20 protein-coding genes are annotated in these 25,748 nt (G+C 63.8%); all 20 read left to right on the top strand.

The window, feature by feature from the left end:
• The first annotated feature begins 85 nt into the window (after nt 1–85).
• The 20 genes from ACMO9O_RS01185 to purN all read left to right on the top strand — a co-directional run bounded on the left by ACMO9O_RS01185 (nt 86) and on the right by purN (nt 25,634).
• Entirely contained in the window at nt 86–859 is a 774-nt protein-coding gene (locus tag ACMO9O_RS01185) for a DeoR/GlpR family DNA-binding transcription regulator (RefSeq protein WP_418981797.1), read from the top strand.
• A 356-nt stretch (nt 860–1,215) separates the two neighbouring features.
• The gene (locus ACMO9O_RS01180) at nt 1,216–2,478 is read left to right on the top strand and encodes a dihydroorotase (protein WP_418981796.1); all 1,263 of its coding nucleotides are present in this window, start codon (nt 1,216–1,218) and stop codon (nt 2,476–2,478) included.
• Nucleotides 2,479–2,494: 16 nt separating this feature from the next.
• Nucleotides 2,495–3,586: a glutamine-hydrolyzing carbamoyl-phosphate synthase small subunit gene (carA, locus tag ACMO9O_RS01175; protein ID WP_418981795.1), complete on the top strand. Its 1,092-nt coding sequence runs from the start codon at nt 2,495–2,497 to the stop codon at nt 3,584–3,586.
• A complete protein-coding gene (carB, locus tag ACMO9O_RS01170; protein ID WP_418981794.1) occupies nt 3,579–6,761 on the top strand; it encodes a carbamoyl-phosphate synthase large subunit in 3,183 nt (1,060 codons plus the stop codon). The genes carA and carB overlap by 8 nt, the downstream gene beginning before the upstream one ends.
• A 75-nt stretch (nt 6,762–6,836) precedes the next feature.
• Nucleotides 6,837–7,577 carry a dihydroorotate dehydrogenase electron transfer subunit gene (locus tag ACMO9O_RS01165; protein ID WP_418981793.1) on the top strand — a complete coding sequence of 247 codons (741 nt, stop codon included), beginning with the start codon at nt 6,837–6,839 and terminating at the stop codon, nt 7,575–7,577.
• Between the two features lie 160 nt (nt 7,578–7,737).
• Complete coding sequence (locus ACMO9O_RS01160; protein ID WP_418981792.1) at nt 7,738–8,646, top strand: dihydroorotate dehydrogenase; 909 nt, start codon at nt 7,738–7,740, stop codon at nt 8,644–8,646.
• A gap of 123 nt (nt 8,647–8,769) precedes the next feature.
• Complete coding sequence (gene pyrF / locus ACMO9O_RS01155) at nt 8,770–9,474, top strand: orotidine-5'-phosphate decarboxylase (RefSeq protein WP_418981791.1); 705 nt, start codon at nt 8,770–8,772, stop codon at nt 9,472–9,474.
• Nucleotides 9,475–9,498: 24 nt separating this feature from the next.
• Nucleotides 9,499–9,759 (top strand): glutaredoxin domain-containing protein, encoded by a 261-nt coding sequence (locus ACMO9O_RS01150; protein WP_418981790.1) that lies wholly within the window; start codon nt 9,499–9,501, stop codon nt 9,757–9,759.
• A gap of 25 nt (nt 9,760–9,784) precedes the next feature.
• Nucleotides 9,785–10,999, top strand: coding sequence for a S41 family peptidase (locus ACMO9O_RS01145; RefSeq protein ID WP_418981789.1), 1,215 nt, complete (start codon nt 9,785–9,787; stop codon nt 10,997–10,999).
• Complete coding sequence (locus ACMO9O_RS01140) at nt 10,996–12,084, top strand: S41 family peptidase (protein WP_418981788.1); 1,089 nt, start codon at nt 10,996–10,998, stop codon at nt 12,082–12,084. Before ACMO9O_RS01145 ends, ACMO9O_RS01140 begins: the two co-directional genes overlap by 4 nt.
• A 1-nt stretch (nt 12,085) precedes the next feature.
• On the top strand, nt 12,086–12,718 hold the full coding sequence (gene pyrE, locus ACMO9O_RS01135; RefSeq protein WP_418981787.1) for an orotate phosphoribosyltransferase: 633 nt from the start codon (nt 12,086–12,088) through the stop codon (nt 12,716–12,718).
• Between the two features lie 312 nt (nt 12,719–13,030).
• The gene (gene pyrB, locus ACMO9O_RS01130) at nt 13,031–14,116 is read left to right on the top strand and encodes an aspartate carbamoyltransferase (RefSeq protein WP_418981786.1); all 1,086 of its coding nucleotides are present in this window, start codon (nt 13,031–13,033) and stop codon (nt 14,114–14,116) included.
• Nucleotides 14,117–14,194: 78 nt separating this feature from the next.
• Nucleotides 14,195–15,499, top strand: coding sequence for an MFS transporter (locus ACMO9O_RS01125; protein WP_418981785.1), 1,305 nt, complete (start codon nt 14,195–14,197; stop codon nt 15,497–15,499).
• A 401-nt stretch (nt 15,500–15,900) separates the two neighbouring features.
• On the top strand, nt 15,901–16,374 hold the full coding sequence (purE, locus tag ACMO9O_RS01120) for a 5-(carboxyamino)imidazole ribonucleotide mutase (protein ID WP_418982127.1): 474 nt from the start codon (nt 15,901–15,903) through the stop codon (nt 16,372–16,374).
• Between the two features lie 497 nt (nt 16,375–16,871).
• Nucleotides 16,872–17,990: a 5-(carboxyamino)imidazole ribonucleotide synthase gene (gene purK / locus ACMO9O_RS01115; RefSeq protein ID WP_418981784.1), complete on the top strand. Its 1,119-nt coding sequence runs from the start codon at nt 16,872–16,874 to the stop codon at nt 17,988–17,990.
• Nucleotides 17,991–18,010: 20 nt separating this feature from the next.
• Nucleotides 18,011–21,721, top strand: a complete 3,711-nt coding sequence (locus ACMO9O_RS01110) for a phosphoribosylformylglycinamidine synthase (protein ID WP_418981783.1) — start codon at nt 18,011–18,013, stop codon at nt 21,719–21,721.
• Nucleotides 21,722–21,889: 168 nt separating this feature from the next.
• Nucleotides 21,890–22,606 (top strand): phosphoribosylaminoimidazolesuccinocarboxamide synthase, encoded by a 717-nt coding sequence (gene purC / locus ACMO9O_RS01105; protein ID WP_418981782.1) that lies wholly within the window; start codon nt 21,890–21,892, stop codon nt 22,604–22,606.
• Between the two features lies 1 nt (nt 22,607).
• Nucleotides 22,608–24,026: an amidophosphoribosyltransferase gene (purF, locus tag ACMO9O_RS01100; RefSeq protein WP_418981781.1), complete on the top strand. Its 1,419-nt coding sequence runs from the start codon at nt 22,608–22,610 to the stop codon at nt 24,024–24,026.
• 10 nt (nt 24,027–24,036) lie between these two features.
• Nucleotides 24,037–25,062 carry a phosphoribosylformylglycinamidine cyclo-ligase gene (purM, locus tag ACMO9O_RS01095; RefSeq protein ID WP_418981780.1) on the top strand — a complete coding sequence of 342 codons (1,026 nt, stop codon included), beginning with the start codon at nt 24,037–24,039 and terminating at the stop codon, nt 25,060–25,062.
• Nucleotides 25,059–25,634: a phosphoribosylglycinamide formyltransferase gene (gene purN, locus ACMO9O_RS01090; protein WP_418981779.1), complete on the top strand. Its 576-nt coding sequence runs from the start codon at nt 25,059–25,061 to the stop codon at nt 25,632–25,634. The genes purM and purN overlap by 4 nt, the downstream gene beginning before the upstream one ends.
• The last annotated feature ends 114 nt before the right edge of the window (nt 25,635–25,748 follow it).

Below are 25,748 nucleotides of genomic sequence, written 5' to 3'. Positions count from 1 at the left end.
AAATCGGAAATTTTTTCTACCTTTGCCCATAGAGCGGGCCTTGGGTCCGTCTGCGTGCATCCTCCGAAATCAAAACCGACCGTCTATGCTGAGCATCGCCGAACGACACAAATACATTCTCGACAGCCTGAACAAATACGGGTTCGTCCGCATCACCGACGTGGCCGCCGAACTGGGGGTGACGAAGGTCACCATCCGCAAGGACATCAAGATACTCGAAAGCAAGGGGCTGCTTTACAAGGTCCACGGCAGCGCCCGTCCGGCCAATCCTCATGTGACCGATCTGGACCTGCATGTCAAGGACAACATCAACAGCGATGCCAAGCGGCGCATCGCCCGGCGGGCCGTCGAGCTGGTGAGCGACAACGATTCGATCATCGTCGCTTCGGGTTCGACCATCCACGCCTTCGCCGAGGAGATCAGGATGCGGGCGTGGCATCACCTGAACATCGTGACCCCCTTCCTGCGGTTGGGCGTGCTGCTCAACGAGTCGGAAAATGTCAACATCGTGCAGCTGGGCGGCACGGTGCACAAGAAATCGCTCTCGGTGCTGGGCGAGGAGGCCGCCCGCTCACTGGACGACTGCATCTGCTCGAAGGTCTTCTTCGGGGTGGACGGCATCGACCTCGAGCACGGCATCACCACATCGACCATCGACGAGGCGAAACTCACGCGGCGGATGATGCGCGCGGCGTCGCAGACAGTCGTGCTGGCCGACTCGTCGAAGTTCGGGCAGCGCGGCTTCGGGCGCATCTGCGCGCTGGAGGACATCGACGTGATCGTCACGGACGAAGGCATCTCCGAGCAGATGGTCAAGATCATCGAGGAGGCGGGCGTCGATCTGATCGTCGTCCGATAGGCCGGGCAGGCGGAGCGGTCGCTCCGGTACTGCCGCACGCCTTGAAAACGTCTCTGCCGTATCTGCCGACCGGATTGTGCGCCGTTTGTTGATAATTATTTCCCGAAAAGGTTTGCACGCACCGCGAAAAAGCCCTACCTTTGTCCCCGATACGGTGTAATCCCAGGCCCGCAGGGCTGGGAAAGGGAACCGGGAAAGGTTAAGAAGTACGATGAATCGCAAACCCATCATATCGTCGGCGCAGGCATTCTGGCAGCTGGACTACTGGTCGGGTGACGCTTTTCCCCCGGTTTTCAACACTTTTTTCTATTAGGGTAACTGTTTTGGTTGCCCTATTTTTTTATGCGCAGCAGCCGATGAAGACATTCTATACCAACGCAACGATCTGCCGCAACGGGAGTTTCGCTCCCGGCACGCTGGTCGTCGAGGGCGACCGCGTGGTGACGGCCGATGCACCCGCGCCGGGCGACCGGGTTGTGGACCTTGGGGGGTTGCACCTCCTGCCGGGGCTGGTCGACGTGCACGTCCACCTGCGCGAACCGGGATTCCCCCATAAGGAGACCATCGCCACCGGTACGGCCGCAGCGGCCCGCGGCGGCTACACCGCCGTCTGTTCGATGCCCAACCTCGACCCCGTGCCCGATGCCCCCGAGACGCTCGCCCGGCAGACGGAGATTATCCGCCGCGACGCCGCGGTGCGGGTCTATCCCTATGCTTCGATCACGCGCGGACAGCGGGGCTGCGGCGAGCTGGTCGACTTCGCGGCGCTTGCGCCCGCGGTCGTCGGCTTCTCCGACGACGGGCGCGGCGTGCAGTCCGAGGCGCTGATGCGCGAGGCCATGCGCCGGGCGGCAGCGGTCGGACGACCGATCGTCGCCCACTGCGAGGTGGACGAACTGCTTCGCGGCGGTTATATCCACGACGGCGACTACTGCCGCGCACACGGCCACAAGGGTATCTGCTCCGAGAGCGAGTGGCGGCAGGTCAAGCGCGACATCCGGCTCGCGGAGGAGACCGGCTGCCAGTACCACGTCTGCCACGTATCGACCAAAGAGAGCGTCGAACTGGTCCGGCGCGCCCGGGCGAAGGGGCTGCGCGTGAGCTGCGAGACGGCTCCGCACTACCTGCTTCTCTGCGACGAGGATTTGCAGGAGGAGGGGCGTTTCAAGATGAACCCGCCGCTGCGCAGCCGCGCCGACCGCGAGGCGCTGGTCGACGGGGTGCTGGACGGCACGATCGAGGTCGTGGCCACCGACCATGCGCCCCACACCGCCGAGGAGAAGTCGCGCGGGCTGGCCGGAAGCGCCATGGGCATCGTGGGGCTGGAGTGCGCCTTTCCGCTGCTCTACACCTATTTGGTGCTGCCGGGCATCCTGCCGCTCGAACGGCTCGCGGCCCTCATGGCCGACAATCCGCGCCGCCTGTTCGGGCTGGGCGGCGGCATCGCACCGGGCGACGAGGCCGACTTTACGGTGCTGGACCTCGGCGCAAAATACGCGATCGACCCTCTGACGTTCCGCTCCAAGGGACGCGCCACCCCCTTTGCCGGGTGGGAGGTCTCGGGCCGCACTGTGCTGACGGTGGTCGGCGGACAGGAGGTTTACCGCATGGAGGAATGAAAACCAACAGATAACGATGAAAGCATATACCAAGAAGATCGTCCTGGAGAACGGCCGGGAGTTCTACGGCTACGGCTTCGGCGTGGACCGGGAGGCGATCAACGAGATCGTCTTCAACACCTCGATGGTGGGCTATCAGGAGATCATGTCCGACCCCTCCTATACCGGCCAGACGGTGGTGATGACCTACCCGCTGATCGGCAACTACGGCACGGCCGAGGAGGATTACGAAACCAAATTCCCGACCATCGGGGGCATGATCGTGCGCGAATACAACGACATCCCTTCGAACTTCCGCTACACGCGCACGCTCAACGAGGTGTTCGAGGAGCTGGACATCCCCGCCGTCTGGGGCATCGACACCCGCACGCTCACGCGCATCATCCGCGACGAGGGGAGCCAGAAGGTCATCATCACCGACGCCGCCACGCCCCGCGAGGAGGCGATGCGCAAACTGCGCGAATACACCCTCCCGCGCGACATGGTGGCCCGCGTGAGCTGCAAGAAACGCTGGTTTTCGCGCACGCCCAACCACCGCTACGACGTGGTGGCCATCGACTGCGGCATCAAGTACAACATCATCCGCTGCCTGAACGGCATGGGGTGCAACGTGACGGTGGTCCCCTACGATGCCTCGCTCGAAGAGATTCTCGCCTTCCGACCCGACGGCATCTTCCTCTCCAACGGGCCGGGCGATCCGACCGACGTCGAGCCGGTGATCGAGCGGGTGCGCGCGCTGCGCGGACGGCTGCCCATCTTCGGCATCTGCATGGGACACCAGATGGTGGCGCTGGCCTACGGGGCGAAGACTTTCAAGATGAAGTTCGGCCACCGCGGCGGCAACCACCCCGTGAAGTGCCTCTCGACGGGAAAGATCGAGATTACGAGCCAGAACCACAGCTACGCCGTGGACATCGATTCGCTGCGGGGTACGGGGCTGACCCTCACGCACATCAACCTGCTGGACAACACGGCTGAGGGTGTCGAGTGCGCCGCCGACAAGGTATTCTCGGTGCAGTATCACCCCGAGAGTGCGCCGGGACCGCAGGATAGCGCCTGCCTGTTCGAAAAGTTCATTCAAATGATGGAGGAGCATAAAAATGCCTAAGAGAAAGGATATCAGCAAGGTAATGGTTATCGGCTCCGGGCCGATCGTCATCGGGCAGGCCGCCGAGTTCGACTATGCGGGCACGCAGGCATGCATGGCCCTGCGCGAGGAGGGCTACGAGGTGGTGCTGGTCAATTCGAACCCCGCCACGATCATGACCGATACGCACATCGCCGACAAGGTTTACATGGAACCGCTGACGCTGGAGTACGTCGCCAAGATCATCCGCTACGAGCGTCCCGACGCCATCGTGCCGGGATTGGGCGGCCAGACGGGGCTGAACCTGGCGGTGCAGCTGGCCAAGAAGGGCATTCTGGAGGAGTGCCAGGTCGAGATTCTGGGCACGACGTTCGAGTCGATCGAGCGGGCCGAGGACCGCGAACTGTTCAAGGAGCTGTGCCAGTCGTTGGGCGAGCCGGTGCTGCCGTCCGAGATCGCCACTTCGATCGAGGAGGGCGCCGCCGTGGCCGCACGCATCGGTTATCCGGTGGTGCTGCGCCCCGCCTTCACGCTGGGCGGCACGGGGGGCGGCTTCGCCGACGACGAGACCGAGCTGCGCGAAATGATGCGCAACGCGCTCTTTCTCTCGCCCGTGCATCAGGTCCTGATCGAGAAGAGCATCAAGGGCTACAAAGAGATTGAGTACGAGGTGATCCGCGACAGCAACGACACGGCCATCGCCATCTGCAACATGGAGAACATCGACCCGGTGGGCATCCACACGGGCGACTCGATCGTGGTGGCCCCGAGCCAGACGCTCACCAACCGCGAGTATCAGATGCTGCGCGACTCGGCGCTGAAGATCATCCGCGAACTGAAGATCGAGGGGGGCTGCAACGTGCAGTTCGCCTTGGACCCCCTCTCGTTCAAATACTACCTGATCGAGGTCAACCCCCGCGTGTCGCGCTCGTCGGCGCTGGCGTCGAAGGCTTCGGGCTATCCGATCGCCCGCGTGAGCGCCAAGATCGCCGTGGGCCTGACCCTCGATGAAATCCGGCTGGCCAACACCCCCGCCTCGTTCGAACCGACGCTCGACTATGTGGTGACCAAGATCGCCCGCTTTCCGTTCGATAAGTTCTCCGACGCCTCCAACAAGCTCGGCACGCAGATGAAGGCTACGGGCGAGGTGATGGCCGTGGGGCGCACCATCGAGGAGTCGCTGCTCAAAGCGGTCCGCTCGCTCGAAACGGGCGTCTGCCACATCCACCACCGCAAGTTCGACGACTGGTCGAACGACCGGCTGCTGGCCTACATCCAGGAGGGGACCGACGACCGGCTCTACGCCATCGCGCAGCTCATCCGCAACGGGGTCGACCTGGTGCTGATCTACAACCGCACCAAGATCGACCTGTTCTTCCTGGAGAAGTTCAAGAACATCGTCGAGTTCGAGACCGTCGTGCGGGAACACCCGCTCGACGTGGAGACCCTGCGCGACGCCAAGCGCATGGGATTCAGCGACAAGTACATCGGCCGGCTGTGGGGCCTTGGCGAGCAGGAGATGTACCGCCTCAGGGAGCGCAACGGCATCTTCCCCGTCTACAAGATGATCGATACCTGCGCCAGCGAGTTCGCCTCCTACGTGCCCTACTTCTACTCGACCTACGAAGAGGAGAACGAGTCGAAAGTGAGCGACAAGCAGAAGATCGTCGTGCTGGGTTCGGGTCCGATCCGCATCGGACAGGGGGTCGAGTTCGACTACTCGACCGTGCACGCCATCTGGTCGATCCGCGAGGCGGGCTACGAGGCGATCATCATCAACAACAACCCCGAGACCGTATCGACGGACTACACCACCAGCGACAAGCTCTACTTCGAGCCGCTGACCGTCGAGGACGTGATGAACGTCATCCACCTCGAAAACCCGAAAGCCATCGTCGTCTCGCTCGGCGGGCAGACGGCCATCAACCTGGCCGAACCGCTCGCGGCGCTGGGCGTGCCGATCATCGGAACCGATACGGAGGCGATCCGCAACGCCGAGGACCGCGGCTGCTTCGAGAAGATCATGGAGGAGTTGGGCATCCCCCAGCCCGAGGCCGAGGCGGTGACCGACATCGAGTCGGGCGTGCGGGCCGCCGCGCGCATCGGCTATCCGGTGCTGGTGCGCCCGAGCTACGTGCTGGGCGGCCGCGCCATGCAGATCGTCTCGAACGAGGAGCGGCTGCGCCACTACCTCCAGACCGCCGTGGAGGTCAACGACGATTCGCCGGTGCTGGTCGACCGCTACATCATGGGCAAGGAGCTGGAGGTGGACGCCATCTGCGACGGCAGGGACGTCTTCATCCCCGGCATCATGGAGCACGTCGAGCGCACGGGCATCCACTCGGGCGACTCGATCAGCGTCTATCCCACCTTCAGCGTGAGCGACGAGGCCAGGCGCAAGATCATCGACTATACGGTCCGGCTGGGGCTGCGCATCGGCATCGTCGGACTTTACAACATCCAGTTCATCCTCGACGGGAACGACGAGGTTTACGTCATCGAGGTCAACCCCCGTTCGTCGCGCACCGTGCCGTTCCTCTCCAAATCCACCGGCGTGCAGATGGCCCATATCGCCACGCAGGTCATCCTGGGCCGCTCGCTGCGCGAGCAGGGCATCACGGAGGTCTACGGCCGGGAGAAGGAGCGCTGGTACGTCAAGGCGCCGGCCTTCTCGTTCGCCAAGATCCGCGGCATGGACAGCTACCTCTCGCCCGAGATGAAGTCGACGGGCGAGGCGATCGGCTACGACGACAAGCTCACCCGCGCGCTCTACAAGGCGCTGCAGGCCACGGGCATGCACGTGTCGAACTACGGAACGATCTTCGTCACGATCGCCGACCACGACAAGGAGCAGGCGCTGCCGCTCGTACAGCGGTTCTACGACCTGGGCTTCAACATCGAGGCTACGACCGGCACGGCGGAGTTCCTGCGCGAGCACGGCATCCGCACCCGCACGCGCCGCAAGCTCAACGAGGGCAGCAACGAGATCATCGAATCGCTCCGGCAGGGGCATGTCAGCTACGTCATCAACACGATCGACATCAACCAGCACAACACCCGGCTGGACGGTTACGAGATCCGCCGAACGGCCGTCGAGAACAACGTGACGGTCTTTACGGCGCTCGAAACGGTGAAGGTGCTGCTCGACGTTTTGGAGGAGATCACGCTGCGCGTTTCAACCATTGATTCAAAATAGCTAAGACAACCGCGACGCGCAGCGCCGGAAGGCGATCCCCGCAGCCGCCGAAGATGAAGAATCGAAAGAGGAATAATGTACAAGAAAGGTCTCTATAAAATCCTCAGGAACGAGCCGCTGACGGCTTCGGTTTGGCGCATGACCCTTGCGGGCGACACGCAGTGGATCGCCGCGCCCGGGCAGTTCGTCGACATCGCGCTCGACGGGCACTACCTGCGCCGGCCGATCTCGGTCTGCGACTACGACGGGGAGACGATTACGCTGGTCTATAAGGTAGTGGGCGAGGGCACGTCGCAGATGAGCCGGATGATCCCCGGTGCGCAGCTGGACCTGCTGACCGGGCTGGGCAACGGCTTCTCCGTGGTCGATGCCGCGCAGCGTCCCCTGCTGGTCGGGGGCGGCGTGGGCGTGCCGCCGCTCTACAACCTGGCGAAGACCTTGCTGGCCGCGGGGCGTCGGGTGCAGATCGTGCTGGGGTTCAACACTGCGCAGGAGGTGTTCTACGCCGACGAGTTCCGCGCGCTGGGGTGCACGACTGTCGTCGCCACCGCCGACGGATCGGCGGGCGTTCGGGGCTTCGTGACCGACGCGATCGCTGCCGAATGTCCCGATTTCGACTACTTCTACGCCTGCGGACCGCTGCCGATGCTGCGGGCCTTGTGCGAACGGGTCGCGCAGGACGGGCAGCTCTCCTTCGAGGAGCGCATGGGGTGCGGCTTCGGCGGCTGCATGGGCTGCTCGTGCCAAACCAAAGACGGGCCCAAGCGCATTTGCAGGGAGGGACCGGTGCTTACCAAAGATGAAATTGTCTGGTAGTGCATAATCTGTCGGGTTTGACCGGTTGCGTCGGCTGTTGCGCGAGGCGACTTAATCCCCTCCGGGGAGGGGGTTGGGGGAGGGTCAGACTTGTAAAACAGCCTGGGGGGGGGCTGTGCGAAGCGATCGGAAGCGAAATGTAGTACAAATCGAAACGGTGATGATAGATACTTCGGTCACACTCAGCGGCCTTCGGCTCGACAATCCGGTTATCCCGGCCAGCGGGACGTTCGGCTACGGCAACGAGTTCAAGGATTTTTATGATCTGAACATCCTCGGGTCGTTCTCGTTCAAGGGAACCACGCGCGAGCCGCGCTTCGGCAACCCGACGCCCCGCATCGCCGAGTGCACGGCGGGGATGATCAACGCCGTGGGGCTGCAGAATCCCGGCATCGACGCCGTGATTGCGGAGGAGCTGCCGCGGCTCGGGACCTTTTTCCATAAGCCCGTCATCGCCAACATCTCGGGCTTCTCGGTCGAGGAGTATGCCTACTGTTGCGAGCGGATCGACCGGGAGGAGCAGGTCGGACTGATCGAGGTCAATGTCTCGTGCCCCAACGTGCGGCACGGGGGTATGTCGTTCGGCACGTCGCCCGAGGCGGCGGCCGAGGTGACCCGTGCGGTGAAGGCCGTTACGACCAAACCCGTCTACATCAAGCTCTCGCCCAACGTCACGGACATCGTTGCGATCGCCCGCGCCTGCGTCGAGGCCGGGGCGGACGGTATCTGCCTGATAAATACCATGCTCGGCATGCGCATCGACATGGTCTGGCGCCGCGCGGTCATCGCCAACGGGATGGGCGGCTTTTCGGGTCCGGCGATCTTCCCGGTGGCCGTGCGGATGGTCTACCAGGTGGCCAAGGCGTGCTCCGTGCCCGTTATCGGGTGCGGGGGCGTGCAATCGGCCCGCGACGTGATCGAGATGATGATGGCGGGGGCGACGGCCGTCGAGGTCGGTGCGGCGAACCTGGTCAACCCCTACGCGTCGAAAGAGATCGTCGAGGCGCTGCCCGCCGAGATGGAGCGGCTGGGGATCGGGCGGCTGAGCGATATTATCGGTATCGTGTGATTCTTCGGCCCGAAGCCTGCGGAGGCGAAATGAAATGCAGCCCTCCGCAGCCGGAGGCTTCGGGCTGCCGGTCTTGCCCGGGCAAGACCGATAACAACCGAAAAAAGACTAAATAACACCCATATGCAACACGACGTAATCATTGCCTGCGACTTCAAGTCGGCGGAAGAGACTTTCGAATTTCTCGACCTGTTCCGCTACGAGCCGCGCAAACCCTTTCTGAAGATCGGCATGGAGCTTTACTATGCCGAGGGACCCGCCATCGTCCGCGAGATCAAGCGCCGCGGCCACCGCATCTTCCTCGATCTGAAGCTGCACGACATTCCCAATACGGTCCGTAAGGCGATGGCCGTGCTGTCGCGGCTCGATGTGGATATGTGCAACGTCCACGCCGCCGGGACCGTCGAGATGATGCGCGCCGCCCGCGAGGGCCTCACGCGCGCGGACGGCACGCGCCCGCTGCTGATCGCTGTCACGCAGCTCACCTCCACGAGCGAGGAGCGCATGCAGCGCGAACTGCTGATCGGCGCTTCGATGGAAGAGACCATTGTGCAATACGCCCGCAACGCGCGCGAAGCGGGGCTGGACGGGGTGGTCTGTTCGCCGCTCGAGGCGGGCATGGTCCACAAAGCCTGCGGACGGGAGTTCCTGACCGTCACGCCCGGCGTGCGATTTGCAGACGGCGATGCAGCGGATCAGGTGCGCATCACCACGCCCGCCCGCGCCCGGGAGATCGGCTCCGACCTGATCGTCGTGGGCCGGCCGATCACGGCAGCGCCGGACCCGGTGGCGGCGTACCGCAGATGCCTCTCCGAGTTCGTCGGATAACGAACGACCTTAAAACCGAACCGCATGAAACCGGTAAAACTTTTCTACCTGAAAACCTGCCCCTTCTGCAAGAAGGCGCTGCGTTACATCGAGGAGGCGAAAGCCGCCCACGCGGAGCTGGCCGCCGTCGAGATCGAAATGATCGAGGAGTCGGAGCAGCCCGACGTGGCCGACAGGTTCGACTACTACTATGTGCCCACGTTCTACGTCGACGGGGTGAAGGTCCACGAGGGCGGCATCTACCCCGACGAGGTAGAGGCCGTGCTGCGTCGGGCGCTCGAATAGCGGCTGCCGAAAACCGGAAACTCGGATGAAGAGAGTGTCGATCGGGTTGCTGACCGCGGCCGCCGTGTGCGGCCTCGCGTGGGCCGGGGCACAGACCCCGGCCGGGGGCACTGTGTCCGATCTGGACTTTGCGGTCGGGGTTGTCGAGCGGGCCTATGCCGGCTATCCCGACAAGACGGCGGACCGCGGAGAGGAATACGCCACGCTGAAAGCGCGCCTGCAGGAGGAGGTCGCCGCGGGCCGCGATGCGGGCGAAGCCGTGGCCGAATACCTCGGATGGTTCGACGATTCGCACCTCCGAACGCCCGGCGTCGAGGCATACCGACCCAAGTCGCAGCGCCGCGCGACGGACTATGCCGCGCGGATGAAGCGTTACGCCCCGCAGCTCATTCATTGCCGGGTGGATGCCGACACCTACCTGATCCGCTTCCCGTCGTGCGACCTGACCGACGCCCAGAACGACGAAGTGCGGGCGGCGGTCGGGGCCTATCTGGCATCGGGCTGTGCGAACCTCGTCCTCGACATCCGCGGCAACAGGGGCGGGAGCGACAGCGCCTACGAGCCGCTGTTGCGCCTGCTCTGGGACCGCGAAAACGAACTCGACAATATGGAGTACCGCGTGTCGGACGTGGCCGTCGCCCACGTGCGGGAGTTCGCCGGCGATACGGAGCGGGGACGCGCGAAGATCGCGCAGATGGAGCGGATGCCTGCCGGATCGTTTCTCGGCAGCGGACGGCCGACCTACCGCATCCGGTACGACAGCATCTCGCCGCTGCCCCGCCGCGCGGCGCTGCTCATCGACGGCTGCGTAGCCTCGTCGGCCGAGCAGCTGACCCTTGAGCTGCGTGCCTGCAGCCGCCGGACGACCGTCTGCGGGCAGGACAACACGCTGGGATGTCTCGACTATTCGAACTGTGAAATACTCTATTTCCCCAGCGACACGGCCCGCTGGATGACCCTTCCCGTGACCCGCTCGCTGCGCGTTGCGTCCGGGCGTGGCATCGACCGCGACGGCATTGCGCCCGACGTGCGCATCCCCCTGCCGCTGCCGGACAGCCTGACGGATAACGTCGACGAGTGGGTGCGCTGGGCGGCCGAACGACTGAAAACCGACAAACTACGTGCCCACGTTCTACGCCGACGGGGTGAAGGCCCACGAGGGCGGCATCTGCCCCGAGGAGGTGGAGGCCGTGCTGCGCAAGACCCTCGAATAACGAATGCTGAAAATCCGAACCCATGAAGAAACTGACGAAAATTTTGCTGAACCTGACCGCTGTGTGCGGCCTCGCGTGGGCCGGGGCGCAGAACCGCGATTCGCTCGATCTGGAGTTTGCCATAGGCGAGGTCGAAGCCTCTTATGCCGGATTCCCGGACAAGGTCTGCGACCGTACCCGTGCCGATTACGAGACGCTGAAAACGCGGCTGCGCGGCGACGTGCGGCAGAAGGGACGCTCGGGCTACGATGCCGTGGCCGAATACATGGGTTGGTTCGAGGACATACACCTGCGCTGCGCCTCGTTCTCGGATGCCTACCGCGTAAAGTCGATACCCGATTACGGCGAGGGGTTTGCTCCGCAGCAGGTGGCCTGCCGCGTGGACGACGATACGTTTCTGATCCGCGTGCCGTCGTTCGAAATGGACGACGACCGGATCGCATGGGTCCGGGACGCCGCTGAAAGCTACCGCCGCTCGGGGTGCGAACGGCTGATCGTCGATCTGCGCGGCAACGGCGGCGGCAACGACAGGGTCTACCAGCCGCTTCTGGAGCTGCTCTACGACCACGAAGGCGAGACCGACGGCGTGGAGGTGCGCGTGTCGCCCGGAAGCTGCGCCGCTATCCGGCAGATTGCCGCCCAGCAGCCCGGCACAACCTGGCTCGCCGCACTGGCCGACTCGCTCTCCGTGGCGCGCACGGAGTTCATTCCGCTCCTCGCGGACGAGGACTTTGCGATCCGCTTCGATTCGGTGGCTCCGCTGCCGCGCCGTGCCGGAGTCATCATCGACGGATGCGTCGCTTCGTCGGGCGAACAGTTCGTGCTCGACGTGCGGGCCTGCAGTTCCCGCACGACGATCTACGGACGGGACAATACGTTGGGTTGCCTCGATTTCTCGAACCTCCGCCGCGTCGACCTCCCGTGCTGTAAAATCTCGTGTATGATCCCCATGACCCGCTCCTATCGCGTAGCCGAGGGGCGCGGCATCGACCGCGACGGCATTGCGCCCGACGTGCGCATCCCGCTGCCGCTGCCCGACAGCCTGACGGATAACGTCGACGAGTGGGTGCGCTGGGCGGCCGAACGACTGAAAACCGAAAAACAAGAATAAGATGGAGAAAGCTATTGCAAAAGACCTGCTCTCGATCGGCGCGGTGTTCCTGCGCCCCGGGCAGCCGTTCACCTGGGCCAGCGGCATCAAAAGCCCGATCTACTGCGACAACCGCCTGACGCTCACGGCGGTCGAAGTGCGCAAACACGTTGAGGCGGGCTTGGCCGAAATCGTCCGCACGAAATTTCCCGAAGTCGAGGTGCTGATGGGAACCTCCACGGCCGGGATCGCCCATGCCGCCATTACGGCAACGCTCCTCGATCTGCCGATGGGGTATGTCCGGTCGGGTTCGAAGGACCACGGCCGCGGCAACCAGATTGAAGGCCGGCTGGAGCGGGGGCAGAAAGTGGTGGTCATCGAGGACCTGATTTCGACCGCCGGGTCGTGCATCGAGGTGGTCGAGGCGCTGCGCGAGGCGGGAGCCGAGGTGCTGGGCGTGGCCTCGATCTTCACCTATGGCATGCAGAAGGGGCTCGACCGGCTGAAAGAGGCCAAAGTGACCAATTACAGCCTTTCGAACCTCGATGCGCTGGTCGAAGTCGCCGCCGCCGAGGGGTATATCGCGCCGGAGGACAAGGCGCGGCTGCTCCGATTCCGCGACAATCCGTCCGACGAGAGCTGGATGGTCCGGTAGCGACCGCCGGATTCCTGCCGCAAGCCCCTTTCATGGGAGCGGACGGAACGGCGCGGCAAGCCGGGCGGCAGCCTGCGGAGGGATGCGACCGGCGGGCCTCCGTGCCCGGAGGCTGCGGCCCGCGCGGCTCCTGGAGTCGCAGCGATTCAGCTTTTGCAACGTGATTTAAACTCCCCTCCGAGGAGGGGAGTTAGGGGCGGGTCAGATTTGGATACGCGGCCGGAGGCCGCGGGCAGCAGCGATCGGATTTGAATTGCAGTACCCAACCCCAGTACCTTAAAGAAAATATTCATTAACCCGAACTATTCAACCATGCGACACTTGATAGACCCGACCGACCTTACGGTCGAGGAAACCGAACAGATCGTGGCCCTGGCCGAGGACATCATCGCCCACCGCGCCGCTTACAGCGAGGCGTGCCGTGGCAAAAAGCTGGCGACGCTCTTTTACGAACCCTCCACTCGTACACGGCTGAGTTTCACCGCGGCGATGCTGGAGCTGGGCGGCGAGGTGATCGGCTTCTCGGATGCGGCCTCCTCGTCCGTTTCGAAGGGCGAAACCGTGGCCGACACCGTGCGCGTGATCCGCTGCTTCGCGGACATCATCGCCATGCGCCACTTCAAGGAGGGGGCGCCGCTGGTGGCCTCGCAGTACGCCGGCATTCCGGTCATCAACGCCGGAGACGGCAGCCACGCGCATCCCACGCAGACGCTCACGGACCTGCTGACCATCAAGCGCGAAAAGGGCCGCTTCGACAACCTCAGGATCGGCTTTTGCGGCGATCTGAAGTTCGGCCGCACGGTCCACTCGCTCATCAAGGCCCTCTCGCGCTATTCGGGAATCGAGGTTATGCTGATTTCGCCCGAGGAGCTGCGCCTGCCCGACTACATGCTCCAGGAGATGAGCGCCTCGTCGCGGCTCACGTTCCGCGAGGTGCGCACGATGGAGGAGGTGATGCCCGAGCTGGACGTTCTCTACATGACCCGCGTGCAGAAGGAGCGTTTTCTGGACGAGGAGGAGTTCGACCGCGTGAAGAACAGCTTCGTACTTGACCCCGCGAAGCTGGCGGCGGCCCGAAAGGATATGATCGTCCTGCACCCGCTGCCGCGTGTCAACGAGATCACGCGGGCGGTGGACAACGACCCGCGCGCGGCCTACTTCCGGCAGGTCGAAAACGGCAAGTTCGTCCGCATGGCACTGATCCTCACGCTGCTGCGCTGGGCCGACGAGAACCGGCCCTACGCCCGCACGCCGGTCTTCGGCGAGGCATTCTCGGTCAACGAGCACGAATGTCCGAACCGCCGCTGCATCTCCGCTACGGAGGATGTGGATCAGCTCTTCCGCCGCGGGGCCGACGGCATTTACCGCTGCGCCTACTGCGAGGCGAAGGCGAGATAAAACGGGCCGCACGCTTGGACGTTTTGCCGATTTAAGCTACCTTTATGCCGTTTTTGCTATTAACCTGAAAACCCCGCCATGTCTCAAACTTCCCGAAAAGCCTCGCCGCTGAGGTGGGTCCCGACGGCCTATTTCGCCATGGGACTGCCCCTGATCATGCTCAATTTGGTGGCTCCGATCATGTTCAACGACTTCGGAATCAGCGACACGCAGGTCGCCTTCTGGACCTCGCTGCTGATCCTGCCCTGGTCGCTCAAGCCGTTTTGGAGCCCCCTGATGGAGATGTACCGCACCAAAAAGTTCTTCGTGGTCACCACGCAGCTGCTCTCGGGCGTCTCGCTGGCGCTGGTGGCCATGGCGCTCCCGCTGCCCGATTTCTTCCCCTATGCCGTAGCCATCATGGCCGTGATCGCGTTCAGCGGCGCGACGCACGACATCGCGCTCGACGGCGTGTACATGCACGAGCTGTCCAAGACGCAGCAGGCGCAGTACATCGGCTGGCAGGGGGCCTTCTACAACATCGCCAAGGTCACGGCCATGGGCGGTCTGGTCTACCTGGCCGGAGTGCTCGAGGAGCATGTGGGCGTGCTTTACGCCTGGATGACCATCATGGGCCTTTGCGGCGGCATTCTGATCCTGCTGGGTCTTTACCACCTGCGGATGCTCCCCTCGGGCGGCGGGGCTACGGCCAGCGCCGACGGCTTCCGAGAGACCATGCGCGAAACGTGGTCGGTGTTCATGCAGTTCTTCCGCAAACGCTATATCTGGATCTACATCGCTTTCATCGTCTTCTACCGTTTCGCCGAGGGGCTGGTCATCAAGATCGTGCCGCTGTTCCTCAAGGCCCCCGTGGCCGATCAGGGCATGGGCCTCACCAAGAGCGAAATCGGGCTTTATTACGGTACGTTCGGGGTGGTGGCCTTTATCGTGGGTTCGATCCTGGGCGGCTACTTCATCTCGTGGCGCGGCCTGCGCAGGGCACTCTTCCCGCTGTGCTGCATCTTCAACGTCCCGTTCGCCGTCTACGCGCTGCTGGCGTGGGCGCAGCCGTCGAACCCGGTGCTGGTGTGCGGAGCGATCGTCTTCGAATATTTCAGCTACGGCTTCGGCTTCGTGGGGCTGACGCTCTTCATCATGCAGCAGGTCGCCCCCGGCAAGCACCAGATGGCGCACTACGCCTTCGGTTCGGCGTTGGCCAACCTGGGGGTGATGCTGCCCGGCATGATCAGCGGTCTGATCAGCGATGCGGTGGGTTACCGGGCGTTCTTCCTTTGGGCGCTGCTGGCCACCCTCCCGGCTTTTATCTGCACGTGGCTGGTTCCCTTCACCCATCCCGACACGACCGCCGGGGAGGCGAAAACGGCCGAGGCCGTCGAGGGCTGAGCCGCGGAGCGCGGGGCAGCCGTCCGCTTCTGGGGCGGATGCGTAATTTTCGCTTCCCGTCGGCGTGTGCGGATGGATTGTCGATAATTTGTCAATAGAATCTGCCCGTCGATTTTGAAAGTTGGTCCGAAAGCGCTACTTTTGTAGCGTTGTTTGACACAAACGTTAGGTTAATTCGGAATTTGGATGATTACACTCGGTAATTTCGACCAACGCGAACGAAAGAAACAGCAGGGCCAGGCCGCTGCGTTCTATTCGTCGCCCTGCCGAGAGCAGTCGCAAATCCGGAACGCGCATACCCGGGGGCATCAGCTGCCTGTTCGCGGAATGCTCGGATAGTTACCAGACCGCCATGACACCGGAATGTCGTGGCGGTCTGCTTTTTTAGCATTTAAAATCAACTGATGATGAAAGTCGGAGTGATTATGGGTTCCGTGAGCGACTACGAGGTGATGGCCGAAGCGGTCGCCACGCTCAGGAATTTCGGCGTTGCCTGCGAAAAACGGGTGGTCAGCGCCCACCGCACGCCCGATCTGTTGTGCGAATACGCCAAGACGGCCCGCGAGCGCGGTCTGGGAGTCATTATCGCAGGAGCCGGCGGGGCGGCCCATCTGCCGGGCATGGTGGCTTCGATGACCACGCTGCCCGTGGTGGGCGTTCCGGTTAAGTCGCGGACGCTCAACGGGCTGGATTCGCTGCTCTCGATCGTGCAGATGCCTGCGGGCGTTCCGGTGGCCACCACGGCGATCAATGGGGCGAAGAACGCCGCGCTGATCGCGGTGTCGATCCTTGCGCTGAGCGATCCCCAACTGGCCGAGCGGCTGGAGACGTTCCGCAGCGAGCAGACCGCCGCCGTCCTGAAAGCGGAGATTTAGGAGGCGGACCCTTTTGGGGAAAGAGGAAACAAACCGGTTTAGGGAAAGATAATTCCATCAGCCGTGCGGATCGTACGGCCATCTCCCTCCCCGAGGGAGGGCCGGGGTGGGGCCGGATTTGGGAACGCGGCCAAAGGCCGCGAGCGTTCGGCGGTCGTGGCTGGCAGAGGATAAGTTAATGTCAGACCGCATGGGGCGATAATCCCTTTGGGCCTCCGCGGGGCGAGGCTGCGGCCGCCGACCTAAAGGTCGAAAACGGAATGAAGCACTGCGGCCCGCGCGGCTTGACAGCCGAAAACAAGGCAACGAATGCGGCCCGCCCAGCTCCGAGGCCCGCAAAACAGAGCAGGAAGAAATTTATACCTGAGGTTCTTCGCCCCTCCCGAGGGAGGGGGCGGGGGTGGATCAGACTTATAGACGCGGCGGAACGCCGCGAGGTACAGGCGGTCGGGATCCGCTTAACAAACCCATAAAACCTATTATAGGGAAGCACTGGCATGAATAACCCAATTACGAACCGAACCGTAAAGACCATCGGCATTATCGGCGGCGGTCAGCTGGGACTGATGATCGCCGAGCAGGCGCACTGTCTGGGGCTGCAATCCATCTGCCTCGATCCGGCGGCCGATGCGCCGGCATTCGCCGTCTGCGATGCGCATATCGTCGCCCGCTTCGACGACGCGCAGGCGCTCGCGGAGCTGTGCCGCCGCAGCGATGCGGTGACTTACGAGTTCGAAAACGTGCCGGGCGGGATTCTCGTCCCCCTGTGCGAAAAATACAACATCCCGCAGGGTTACCGGCCCCTGTACGATTCGCAGGACCGTCTGCGCGAGAAGACAAATGCCCGCGAGCATGGGTTGCTGACGCCCCGCTTCGCGGCGGTAAACGACGAGGCTTCGCTGCTGGCGGCCGTCCGCACGCTGGGGCTTCCCGCGGTGCTGAAAACCCGCACGCTGGGCTACGACGGCCACGGACAATGCGTGCTGCGCGAGGAAGCGGACCTGGCGCGGGCGCGGGAACTCTTGTCCGTACCTTGTATTCTGGAGGAGTTCGTGCCGTTCGATTTCGAGGCCAGCGTCGTACTGGTGGCCGACGGGCGGCAGGTCGTGAGTTTTCCCGTCGGGCGCAACATCCACCGCGACGGGATTCTCGACCGGTGCATCGTCCCCGCCGATGCGGACCCGACGCTGCTCGACCGCATGCGCATCGAAAGCGAACGCTTCATGCGCGCTTGCGGCTACCGGGGTATTCTGGCCATCGAATACTTTGTTAAAGGTAACGATATATATTTCAACGAGATGGCTCCCCGCCCCCACAATTCGGGCCACTACACCATCGAGGGGTGCACGACCAACCAGTTCCGCGAACTGGTCCGCTACCTGGCGGGCGAGCCGCTGCATCGGCCCGAACTGACGGCTCCGACCGTGATGAAGAACATCCTGGGCGAGGACCTCGAAGCGGCCGTCCGGATCGCTGCCGAGCGACATCCGAACGTCTGCGTCCACCTCTACGGCAAGTCCGAAAGCCGCCCCAAGCGCAAGATGGGGCACATCACTTTCGTCGGAATGACGGAGGAGGAGTTCGAGCGCAACTGGAGCGACCGGTTTGTAAAATAGCGAAGAAACTGATAAGACCCATGAATACCAACTACCGAATTTTCGTCGAGAAACGTCCCCGCTTCCGCGTCGAGGCCGAGAGCCTGCGCCGCGAGCTGAATGCCAACCTCGGCCTGCGGCTGGAGCGGCTGCGGCTGCTGAACGTCTACGACCTGTTCGGCTTCAGCGCGGAACTGCTGGAAAAGAGCCGCTATACGGTCTTCGGCGAGCCGGTGACCGACACGGTGACCGATGCGTGCGACCTGCAGGGCCGAAAGTACCTGGCCGTGGAGTGCCTGCCGGGCCAGTTCGACCAGCGCGCCGCCTCGGCCGAGGACTGCGTGCGGCTGATCGACCCCGCGGCCGACGTGCGCATCCGCTCCGCCCGGCTGCTGATCTTCGACGACGGGGTGAGCGACGAGGAGCTGGCGCGCATCCGCCGCTACTGGATCAACGCCGTCGAATCGCGCGAAAAGGACCTCGGGCGGCTGACCGAGCTGGAACAGGCCGAGGTGAAGCCGGTCCCGGTGCTGGAGGGGTTCTGCGCGCTGGACGATGCGCAGCTGGAGGCTTACTGCAAGGAGCAGGGGCTGGCGATGAACGCCGACGACCTGCGCGAGGTGGTGCGCTACTTCCGCGCCGAGGGCCGCGACCCTTACCAGACCGAGCTGCGTATTCTGGATACTTACTGGAGCGACCATTGCCGCCACACGACCTTCACCTCCGAGCTGGAGGGCATTACGGTCGAGGAGTCGTTCGTCAAGGAGGAGATCGAGGATTCGCTGGCCCTCTACCTGCGCATCCGCCGCGAACTCGGCCGCGAGCACAAGAGCATCTGCCTGATGGATATGGCTACCATCGGTGCGCGTTACCTGCGCGAGCGGGGGCTGCTGGACGACCTGGAGGTGAGCGACGAGAACAACGCCTGTTCGATCTACGTCGACGCCGAGGTCGACGGGCGAACCGAGCGGTGGCTGCTCCAGTTCAAGAACGAAACCCATAACCACCCGACCGAGATCGAGCCTTTCGGCGGCGCTTCGACCTGTCTGGGCGGGGCCATCCGCGACCCGCTGTCGGGCCGCAGCTACGTCTATCAGGCCATGCGCGTCACGGGCGCGGGCGACATCTGGCAGCCCGTCTCCGAAACGCTGCCCGGCAAGCTGCCGCAGAGCGTCATTTCGAAGAAGGCCGCCGCGGGCTATTCGAGCTACGGCAACCAGATCGGGCTGGCGACGACTCACGTGCGCGAGATCTATCACGACGGTTACGTGGCCAAGCGGCTCGAAGTTGGAGCCGTGGTGGGTGCGGTGAAAGCCGCGAACGTCCGCCGCGAGCAGCCTGTGCCGGGCGACAAGATTATCCTGCTGGGTGGCCGCACGGGACGCGACGGCATCGGCGGCGCGACGGGTTCGTCGAAGGAGCACGATGCGCGGTCGCTCGAGACGTGCGGCAGCGAGGTGCAGAAGGGCAACGCCCCCGAGGAGCGCAAGCTCGAACGGCTGTTCCGCCGTGCGGAGGTGACGCGCCTGATCAAGAAATCGAACGACTTCGGGGCCGGCGGCGTGAGCGTCGCCATCGGCGAGCTGGCCGACGGGCTGGACATCTATCTGGACCGCGTCCCCGTCAAATACAGTGGTCTGAACGCCACCGAACTGGCGATCAGCGAGTCGCAGGAGCGCATGGCCGTGGTGGTCGAGGCGAAGGACGTCGAAGCGATGCTCGCCTACTGCCGCGAAGAGAATATCGAGGCGGTCGAGGTGGCCGACGTGACCGACACGGCCCGCATGCGCATGTTCAGCAAGGGGCGCAGGATCGTCGACCTGGCCCGCGAATTTATCGACAGCGCCGGAGCCAAACACTACGCCGAGGCCGTCGTGGCCGCAGTCGAGGAGTGCGATCCCTTCGCGCGGACGGTTGCGGGGGATAGCCTTGCGGAGCGCTTCGCCAACAACCTGCGCGACCGCAACGTCCTCTCGCAGCGGGGGCTGGTGGAGATGTTCGACTCTTCGATCGGCCGCTCGACGGTGCTGATGCCCTTCGGCGGCCGCACGCAGCGCAGCGAGACGCAGGTCTCGGCGCAGAAGCTCCCGACCGGCGGCTACACCGACACGGCCAGCGTCATGGCCTTCGGCTACAACCCGTTCCTCGCCTCGTGGAGCCCCTACCACGGCGCGGCCTATGCCGTGGTCGAAGCCGCGGCGAAGGTCGTGGCGGCGGGTGCGCGCTACGAGCGGATGCGCTACTCCTACCAGGAGTATTTCGAGCGCATGACGCGTGAGGCTACCTCGTGGGGCAAGCCCCTCGGCGCGCTGCTCGGTGCGCTGAAGATGCAGGTGGAGCTGGGGCTTCCCTCCATCGGTGGTAAGGACTCGATGTCGGGGACGTTCCAGCAGATCAACGTGCCTCCGATGCTGATGGCTTTCGGCATCACCACGGCCGATGCGGGACAGCTTATTTCTACTGACTTCAAGCGTCCCGGCAGCCGCATCTGCCTGATCCGCCATACGCCCCTTGCGAGCCGGATGCCCGACACGGCGCAGCTCAAACGCAACTTCGCTTTCGTCAGCGACCGGATCGCCGAGGGCCGGATTCTCTCCGCCTGGTCGGTGGGCTTCGGCGGCGTGGCCGAGGGGTTGGCCAAGATGGCTTTCGGAAACGGAATCGGTGCGGAGGTCTCCTTCGACGAGGCGAAACTGTACGACTGCGCCTACGGCTCGATTCTGGTCGAATACGACGGAGAGCCGGAATATCCCTGCGCCGAGCCGGTCGGCTACACGGTGGCCGATGAGGCGCTGACCGTCAACGGCGTGCGCATGCCGCTCGAAGCGCTGTACCGGGCCAATACCGAAAAGTTCGCTGCCATCTATCCCGACAAGGGCGACAACCGCGCCGAGGTGATGACCTCCGACCCCGCGCCCCGCGCGTTCGTCTATCCGGGCGAGGCGGTGGAGCATCCGGTGGCCTACCTGCCCGTCTTCCCCGGGACCAACTGCGACTACGACACCGCCCGGGCGTTCCGCTGCGCGGGAGCCGAGGTTACGACGAGCGTGCTGTGCAACCTGGCGGGCGACGACATTCTGCGCTCGATCCGGCAGATGCGCGAGCATATCCGCCGCTGCCACATCTTCGTGCTCTCGGGCGGCTTCTCCGCGGGCGACGAACCCGACGGAAGCGCCAAATTCATCGTCAACGTACTCAATAACAACGTTATACGCGACGAGATACACGCCCTGCTCGACCGCGGCGGTCTGATCCTGGGCATCTGCAACGGTTTCCAGGCACTGGTCAAATCGGGCCTGCTGCCCTACGGACGGCTGGGAACGGTCACGGCCGAGTCGCCGACGCTCTTCCGCAACGACATCAACCGTCATATCTCGCAGATCGTAACCACGCGCGTGGCGTCGGTCAACTCGCCCTGGCTGGCGGGCTTCCGCAAGGGCGATCTGCACGCCATCGCCGTCAGCCACGGGGAGGGCAAGTTCGTGGTGAGCGAGGAGCTGGCCCGCGAGCTTTTCGCCAACGGGCAGGTGGCGTTCCAATATGCCGATGCCCAGGGGCGTCCGACGGCCGAAGCGCCGTTCAACCCCAACGGCTCGGACTACGCCATCGAGGGCATCGTCTCGCGCGACGGGCAGATTCTGGGCAAGATGGGCCACACGGAGCGCTGGGAAAGGAACCTCTTCCGGAACATTGCGGGCGAAAAACGGCAGCCGCTGTTCGAAAACGCGGTGAACTACTTCCGCAAGCGGTAGGTTGCCCACGGTTGCCGCCGGATGCAGGGCGACCTCATGCCGCGTGGTCCGGTTTGCGCCGGAGGGTGCGTCCCCGCAGCCGGACAACGCAAGGATGCCGAACGCAGACAAGCGTTCAATAATGAGAAAAGGATATAACAAATAGCAAACTTAAAATCTTTCCACACCATGAAACAGCTCGAAATGCTCTACGAGGGCAAGGCAAAACAGGTTTTCCGCACGGACGATCCCGACAGGATCATCATCCACTACAAGGATGCGGCCACCGCATTCAACAACATCAAGAAGGCCACCATCGAGGGCAAGGGCGTGCTGAACAACGCCATTTCGACGATTATCTTCAAGGAGCTGCAGAAAGCGGGCGTGAAGACCCATTACATCGAGACGCTCAACGAGCGCGACCAGCTCTGCCGCCGCGTGTCGATCATCCCGCTGGAGGTGATCGTGCGCAACACGATCGCCGGCTCGATGGCGCAGCGGCTGGGCATCGAGGAGGGAACCAAACCCGCCAACGTGATCTACGACATCTGCTACAAGAAGGACGAGCTGAGCGACCCGCTCATTAACGACCACCACGCCGTGGCGCTGGGCGCGGCGACCTACGAAGAGCTGGCCGAGATCTACGCGATGACGGCCAAGATCAACGAGGTGCTGATGGACCTTTTCGCGCGGATGAATATCAACCTGGTCGACTTCAAGATCGAGTTCGGCAAGACCTCCGACGGGGAGATCGTCCTGGCGGACGAGGTGTCGCCCGACACGTGCCGCCTGTGGGACCGCTCCACCAACGAGAAGTTGGACAAGGACCGCTTCCGCCGCGATCTGGGCAAGGTGCGCGAGGCGTACGAGGAGATTCTGGCCCGGCTTCGCAAAATCACGGCATAGGATGATGCGGCAGATCACCGACCGGGAGCTGCACGAGGAGTGCGGGGTGTTCGGCGTCTTCGGCGTCGCCGACGCAGCGTCGCTGGCCTACTACGGCCTGCACGCGCTGCAACACCGCGGACAGGAGGGGTGTGGCATCGTGAGCGTCGACCGCGACGGAGTGTTCCGACGCGAAAAAGGACCGGGGCTGGTTACGGAGGTCTTCAACGAAGACCGGCTCTCGGCGCTTCGCGGGCAGACGGCCATCGGTCACGTGCGCTACTCGACGGCGGGCGGAGGCGGCAGCGAGAATATCCAGCCGTTCCTCTTCCGGCACAATACGGGCGACTTCGCGCTGGCGCACAACGGCAATCTGGTGAATTCCGCCCAGCTGCGCCGCTACCTCGAAAACAAGGGCAGCCTCTTCCAGTCGACCTCCGACAGCGAGATTCTGGCCCACCTGATCAAGAAGGAGACCAAGTACCACGACCGTCCCCGCATCTACGCCATCGTCGATGCGCTGAACATGCTCGAGGGGGCTTTCGCCTTTCTGATCATGACGGCCAACCGCATCTACGCCTGCCGCGACAAATACGGTCTGCGCCCGCTCTCGATCGGGCGGCTGGGCGACGGGTATGTCGTCTCGAGCGAGACGTGCGCCTTCGACGTGCTGGGCGCTCAGTTCGTGCGCGACGTCGAGCCGGGCGAGATCGTCACTATCGACGACCACGGCCTGCGCAGCTGCGACTATTCGATGTACAAGCGCCGCGAAATGTGCTCGATGGAGTACATCTACTTCGCGCGGCCCGACAGCGACATCGAGGGGTGCAACGTCCACGCCTACCGCAAGGAGTCGGGCAAACTGCTGTGGCGCGAAGCGCCCGTCGAGGCGGACATCGTCGTCGGCGTGCCCGATTCGAGCCTGAGCGCCGCGATGGGGTACGCCGAGGCGAGCGGACTTCCGTACGAGATGGGGCTGATCAAGAACAAATACATCGGCCGCACGTTCATCCAGCCCTCGCAGGCGATGCGCGAAAAGGGCGTCAGGATGAAGCTCTCGGCCGTCAGGACCATCGTGCGCGGTAAACGCGTGGTGCTGGTCGACGATTCGATCGTGCGCGGCACGACCTCGCGCCGGATCGTGATGATGCTGCGCGAAGCCGGGGCCACCGAAGTGCATGTGCGCATCGCTTCGCCGCCGATGACCAACCCCTGTTTCTACGGAGTGGATACTTCGACCTACGACGAGCTGATCTCCGCCCACAAGAACCCCGCGGAGGTGTGCCGCGAGATCGGGGCCGACACGCTCGCGTTCCTCTCGTCGGAGGCGCTGCTGCAGGCCGGAAACCGTTCGGAGCTTTGCATGGCCTGCTTCACGGGCCGCTATCCCACGACGTTGTATCAGGCGGTCGAGCAGGCGAACAAGAAAATCAACGAGTAAAACAAGCAATATGGCTCAGTCTTATGAAAAGGCCGGCGTGAACCTCGAAGCCGGATACGAAGTGGTGCGGCGCATCAAAAAACACGTCGCCTCGACGGCCCGTCCGGGCGTGATGGGCAACATCGGCGCTTTCGGCGGGATGTTCAACCTGGCGGCGCTCGGAATCCGGGAGCCGGTGTTGGTCAGCGGAACCGACGGCGTGGGTACGAAGCTCAAGCTGGCTTTCGAGATGGACAAACACGACACGATCGGCATCGACGCCGTGGCCATGTGCGTCAACGACGTGCTGGCGCAGGGGGCCGAACCGCTCGAGTTCCTCGACTACGTGGCCGTGGGCCGTAACAACCCCCAGCAGATCGAGGCGATCGTGGCGGGTGTGGCCGAGGGTTGCCGCCAGGCGGGCTGCGCACTTGTAGGCGGCGAGACGGCCGAGATGCCGGGCATGTACGCCGCGGGCGAATACGACATCGCCGGCTTCACGGTGGGCGTGGTCGAGAAAAAGAAACTCATCGACGGAACGAAGGTCGCCGCGGGGGACCTGCTGGTGGGTATCGCCTCGAGCGGTGTCCACTCCAACGGTTTCAGCCTGGTGCGTAAGGTGGTCGCCGACAACGGTTTCGACCTGCACCGCGCCTATCCCGAACTGTCGCACAAACTGCTGGGCGAGGTGCTGCTCACGCCGACGAGGATCTACGTGAAACAGGTGCTGGAGGTGATCCGTACGTGCGACGTGCACGGTATCAGCCACATCACGGGCGGCGGCTTCGACGAGAACATTCCGCGCATCCTCCGCCCGGGGCAGGGGATCGAGATCGAGGAGGGGACGTGGGAGATCCTGCCCGTGTTCCGCTTCCTGGAGAAGTACGGCCATATTCCGCACCGCGAGATGTTCAACATCTTCAACATGGGCATCGGCATGGTCCTCGCGCTCGACGCCTCGCAGGCGGACAAGGCCATCGAGATACTCACGGCGCAGGGCGAACGCGCGTCGGTCATCGGCCGGGTCACCGACCGGGAAGGAGTCGTGATCCGATGAGCGGCCGGCGACGGCTGGCGGTCTTTGCCAGCGGCAGCGGGACCAATTTCGAGGCGATCGCTGCGGCCTGCGAACGGGGAGAGATCGACGCCCGCGTGGTGCTGATGGTCTGCGACAAACCCGGTGCGCGGGTCGTCGAGCGGGCCGCGGAGCACGGGGTCGAGGCTTTCGTCTTTTCGGCGAAGGAGTATGTGTCGAAAGCCGATTACGAGCGGGAGATCGTTCGGCGGCTCGACGCCGCGGGCGTGGAGCTGGTCTGCCTGGCGGGTTACATGCGCATCGTGGGCGAGGTGCTGTTAGGGGCTTACGAGGGGCGGATCATCAACATACACCCCTCGCTGCTGCCGGCGTTCCGCGGAGCGCACGCCATCGAACAGGCGTTCGAATACGGGGTGAAGGTCTTCGGCGTGACGATCCATTACGTCGATGCCACGCTCGACGGGGGCCGCATCATCGCCCAGCGGGCGTTCGAGTATGACGGCGATGACGTGGCGGAGCTGGAGGCGCGGATCCATGCGGTGGAATATCCGCTCTATGTCGAGACGATCCGGAAACTGCTGGAGGAGCGGTGATGCCTCGACGCGTACCACGGCAGGTTCGGCGTGCCGGAACGCGGGGTGGAACGTTGTAGCGAGTGATTGCGGACGCAGCCTGCGAGGGAGCGCGAAAGCGAATCTTTGGAGGTT

Origin of the sequence: Alistipes sp. (assembly GCF_048465635.1) — a bacterium.
In the GTDB taxonomy this organism is placed as follows: Bacteria; Bacteroidota; Bacteroidia; order Bacteroidales; family Rikenellaceae; genus Alistipes.
The sequence above is the reverse complement of the archived record's forward strand: the minus strand, read 5'-3'. Positions and strand labels throughout refer to the sequence as shown.

Bases quoted from the DNA above. Each gene is read 5' to 3' on its own strand.
- ACMO9O_RS01185 (WP_418981797.1), top strand. From the start codon at position 86: ATGCTGAGCATCGCCGAACGACACAAATACATTCTCGACAGCCTGAAC.
- ACMO9O_RS01180 (WP_418981796.1), top strand. From the start codon at position 1,216: ATGAAGACATTCTATACCAACGCAACGATCTGCCGCAACGGGAGTTTC.
- carA (WP_418981795.1), top strand. From the start codon at position 2,495: ATGAAAGCATATACCAAGAAGATCGTCCTGGAGAACGGCCGGGAGTTC.
- carB (WP_418981794.1), top strand. From the start codon at position 3,579: ATGCCTAAGAGAAAGGATATCAGCAAGGTAATGGTTATCGGCTCCGGG.
- ACMO9O_RS01165 (WP_418981793.1), top strand. From the start codon at position 6,837: ATGTACAAGAAAGGTCTCTATAAAATCCTCAGGAACGAGCCGCTGACG.
- ACMO9O_RS01160 (WP_418981792.1), top strand. From the start codon at position 7,738: ATGATAGATACTTCGGTCACACTCAGCGGCCTTCGGCTCGACAATCCG.
- pyrF (WP_418981791.1), top strand. From the start codon at position 8,770: ATGCAACACGACGTAATCATTGCCTGCGACTTCAAGTCGGCGGAAGAG.
- ACMO9O_RS01150 (WP_418981790.1), top strand. From the start codon at position 9,499: ATGAAACCGGTAAAACTTTTCTACCTGAAAACCTGCCCCTTCTGCAAG.
- ACMO9O_RS01145 (WP_418981789.1), top strand. From the start codon at position 9,785: ATGAAGAGAGTGTCGATCGGGTTGCTGACCGCGGCCGCCGTGTGCGGC.
- ACMO9O_RS01140 (WP_418981788.1), top strand. From the start codon at position 10,996: ATGAAGAAACTGACGAAAATTTTGCTGAACCTGACCGCTGTGTGCGGC.
- pyrE (WP_418981787.1), top strand. From the start codon at position 12,086: ATGGAGAAAGCTATTGCAAAAGACCTGCTCTCGATCGGCGCGGTGTTC.
- pyrB (WP_418981786.1), top strand. From the start codon at position 13,031: ATGCGACACTTGATAGACCCGACCGACCTTACGGTCGAGGAAACCGAA.
- ACMO9O_RS01125 (WP_418981785.1), top strand. From the start codon at position 14,195: ATGTCTCAAACTTCCCGAAAAGCCTCGCCGCTGAGGTGGGTCCCGACG.
- purK (WP_418981784.1), top strand. From the start codon at position 16,872: ATGAATAACCCAATTACGAACCGAACCGTAAAGACCATCGGCATTATC.
- ACMO9O_RS01110 (WP_418981783.1), top strand. From the start codon at position 18,011: ATGAATACCAACTACCGAATTTTCGTCGAGAAACGTCCCCGCTTCCGC.
- purC (WP_418981782.1), top strand. From the start codon at position 21,890: ATGAAACAGCTCGAAATGCTCTACGAGGGCAAGGCAAAACAGGTTTTC.
- purF (WP_418981781.1), top strand. From the start codon at position 22,608: ATGATGCGGCAGATCACCGACCGGGAGCTGCACGAGGAGTGCGGGGTG.
- purM (WP_418981780.1), top strand. From the start codon at position 24,037: ATGGCTCAGTCTTATGAAAAGGCCGGCGTGAACCTCGAAGCCGGATAC.
- purN (WP_418981779.1), top strand. From the start codon at position 25,059: ATGAGCGGCCGGCGACGGCTGGCGGTCTTTGCCAGCGGCAGCGGGACC.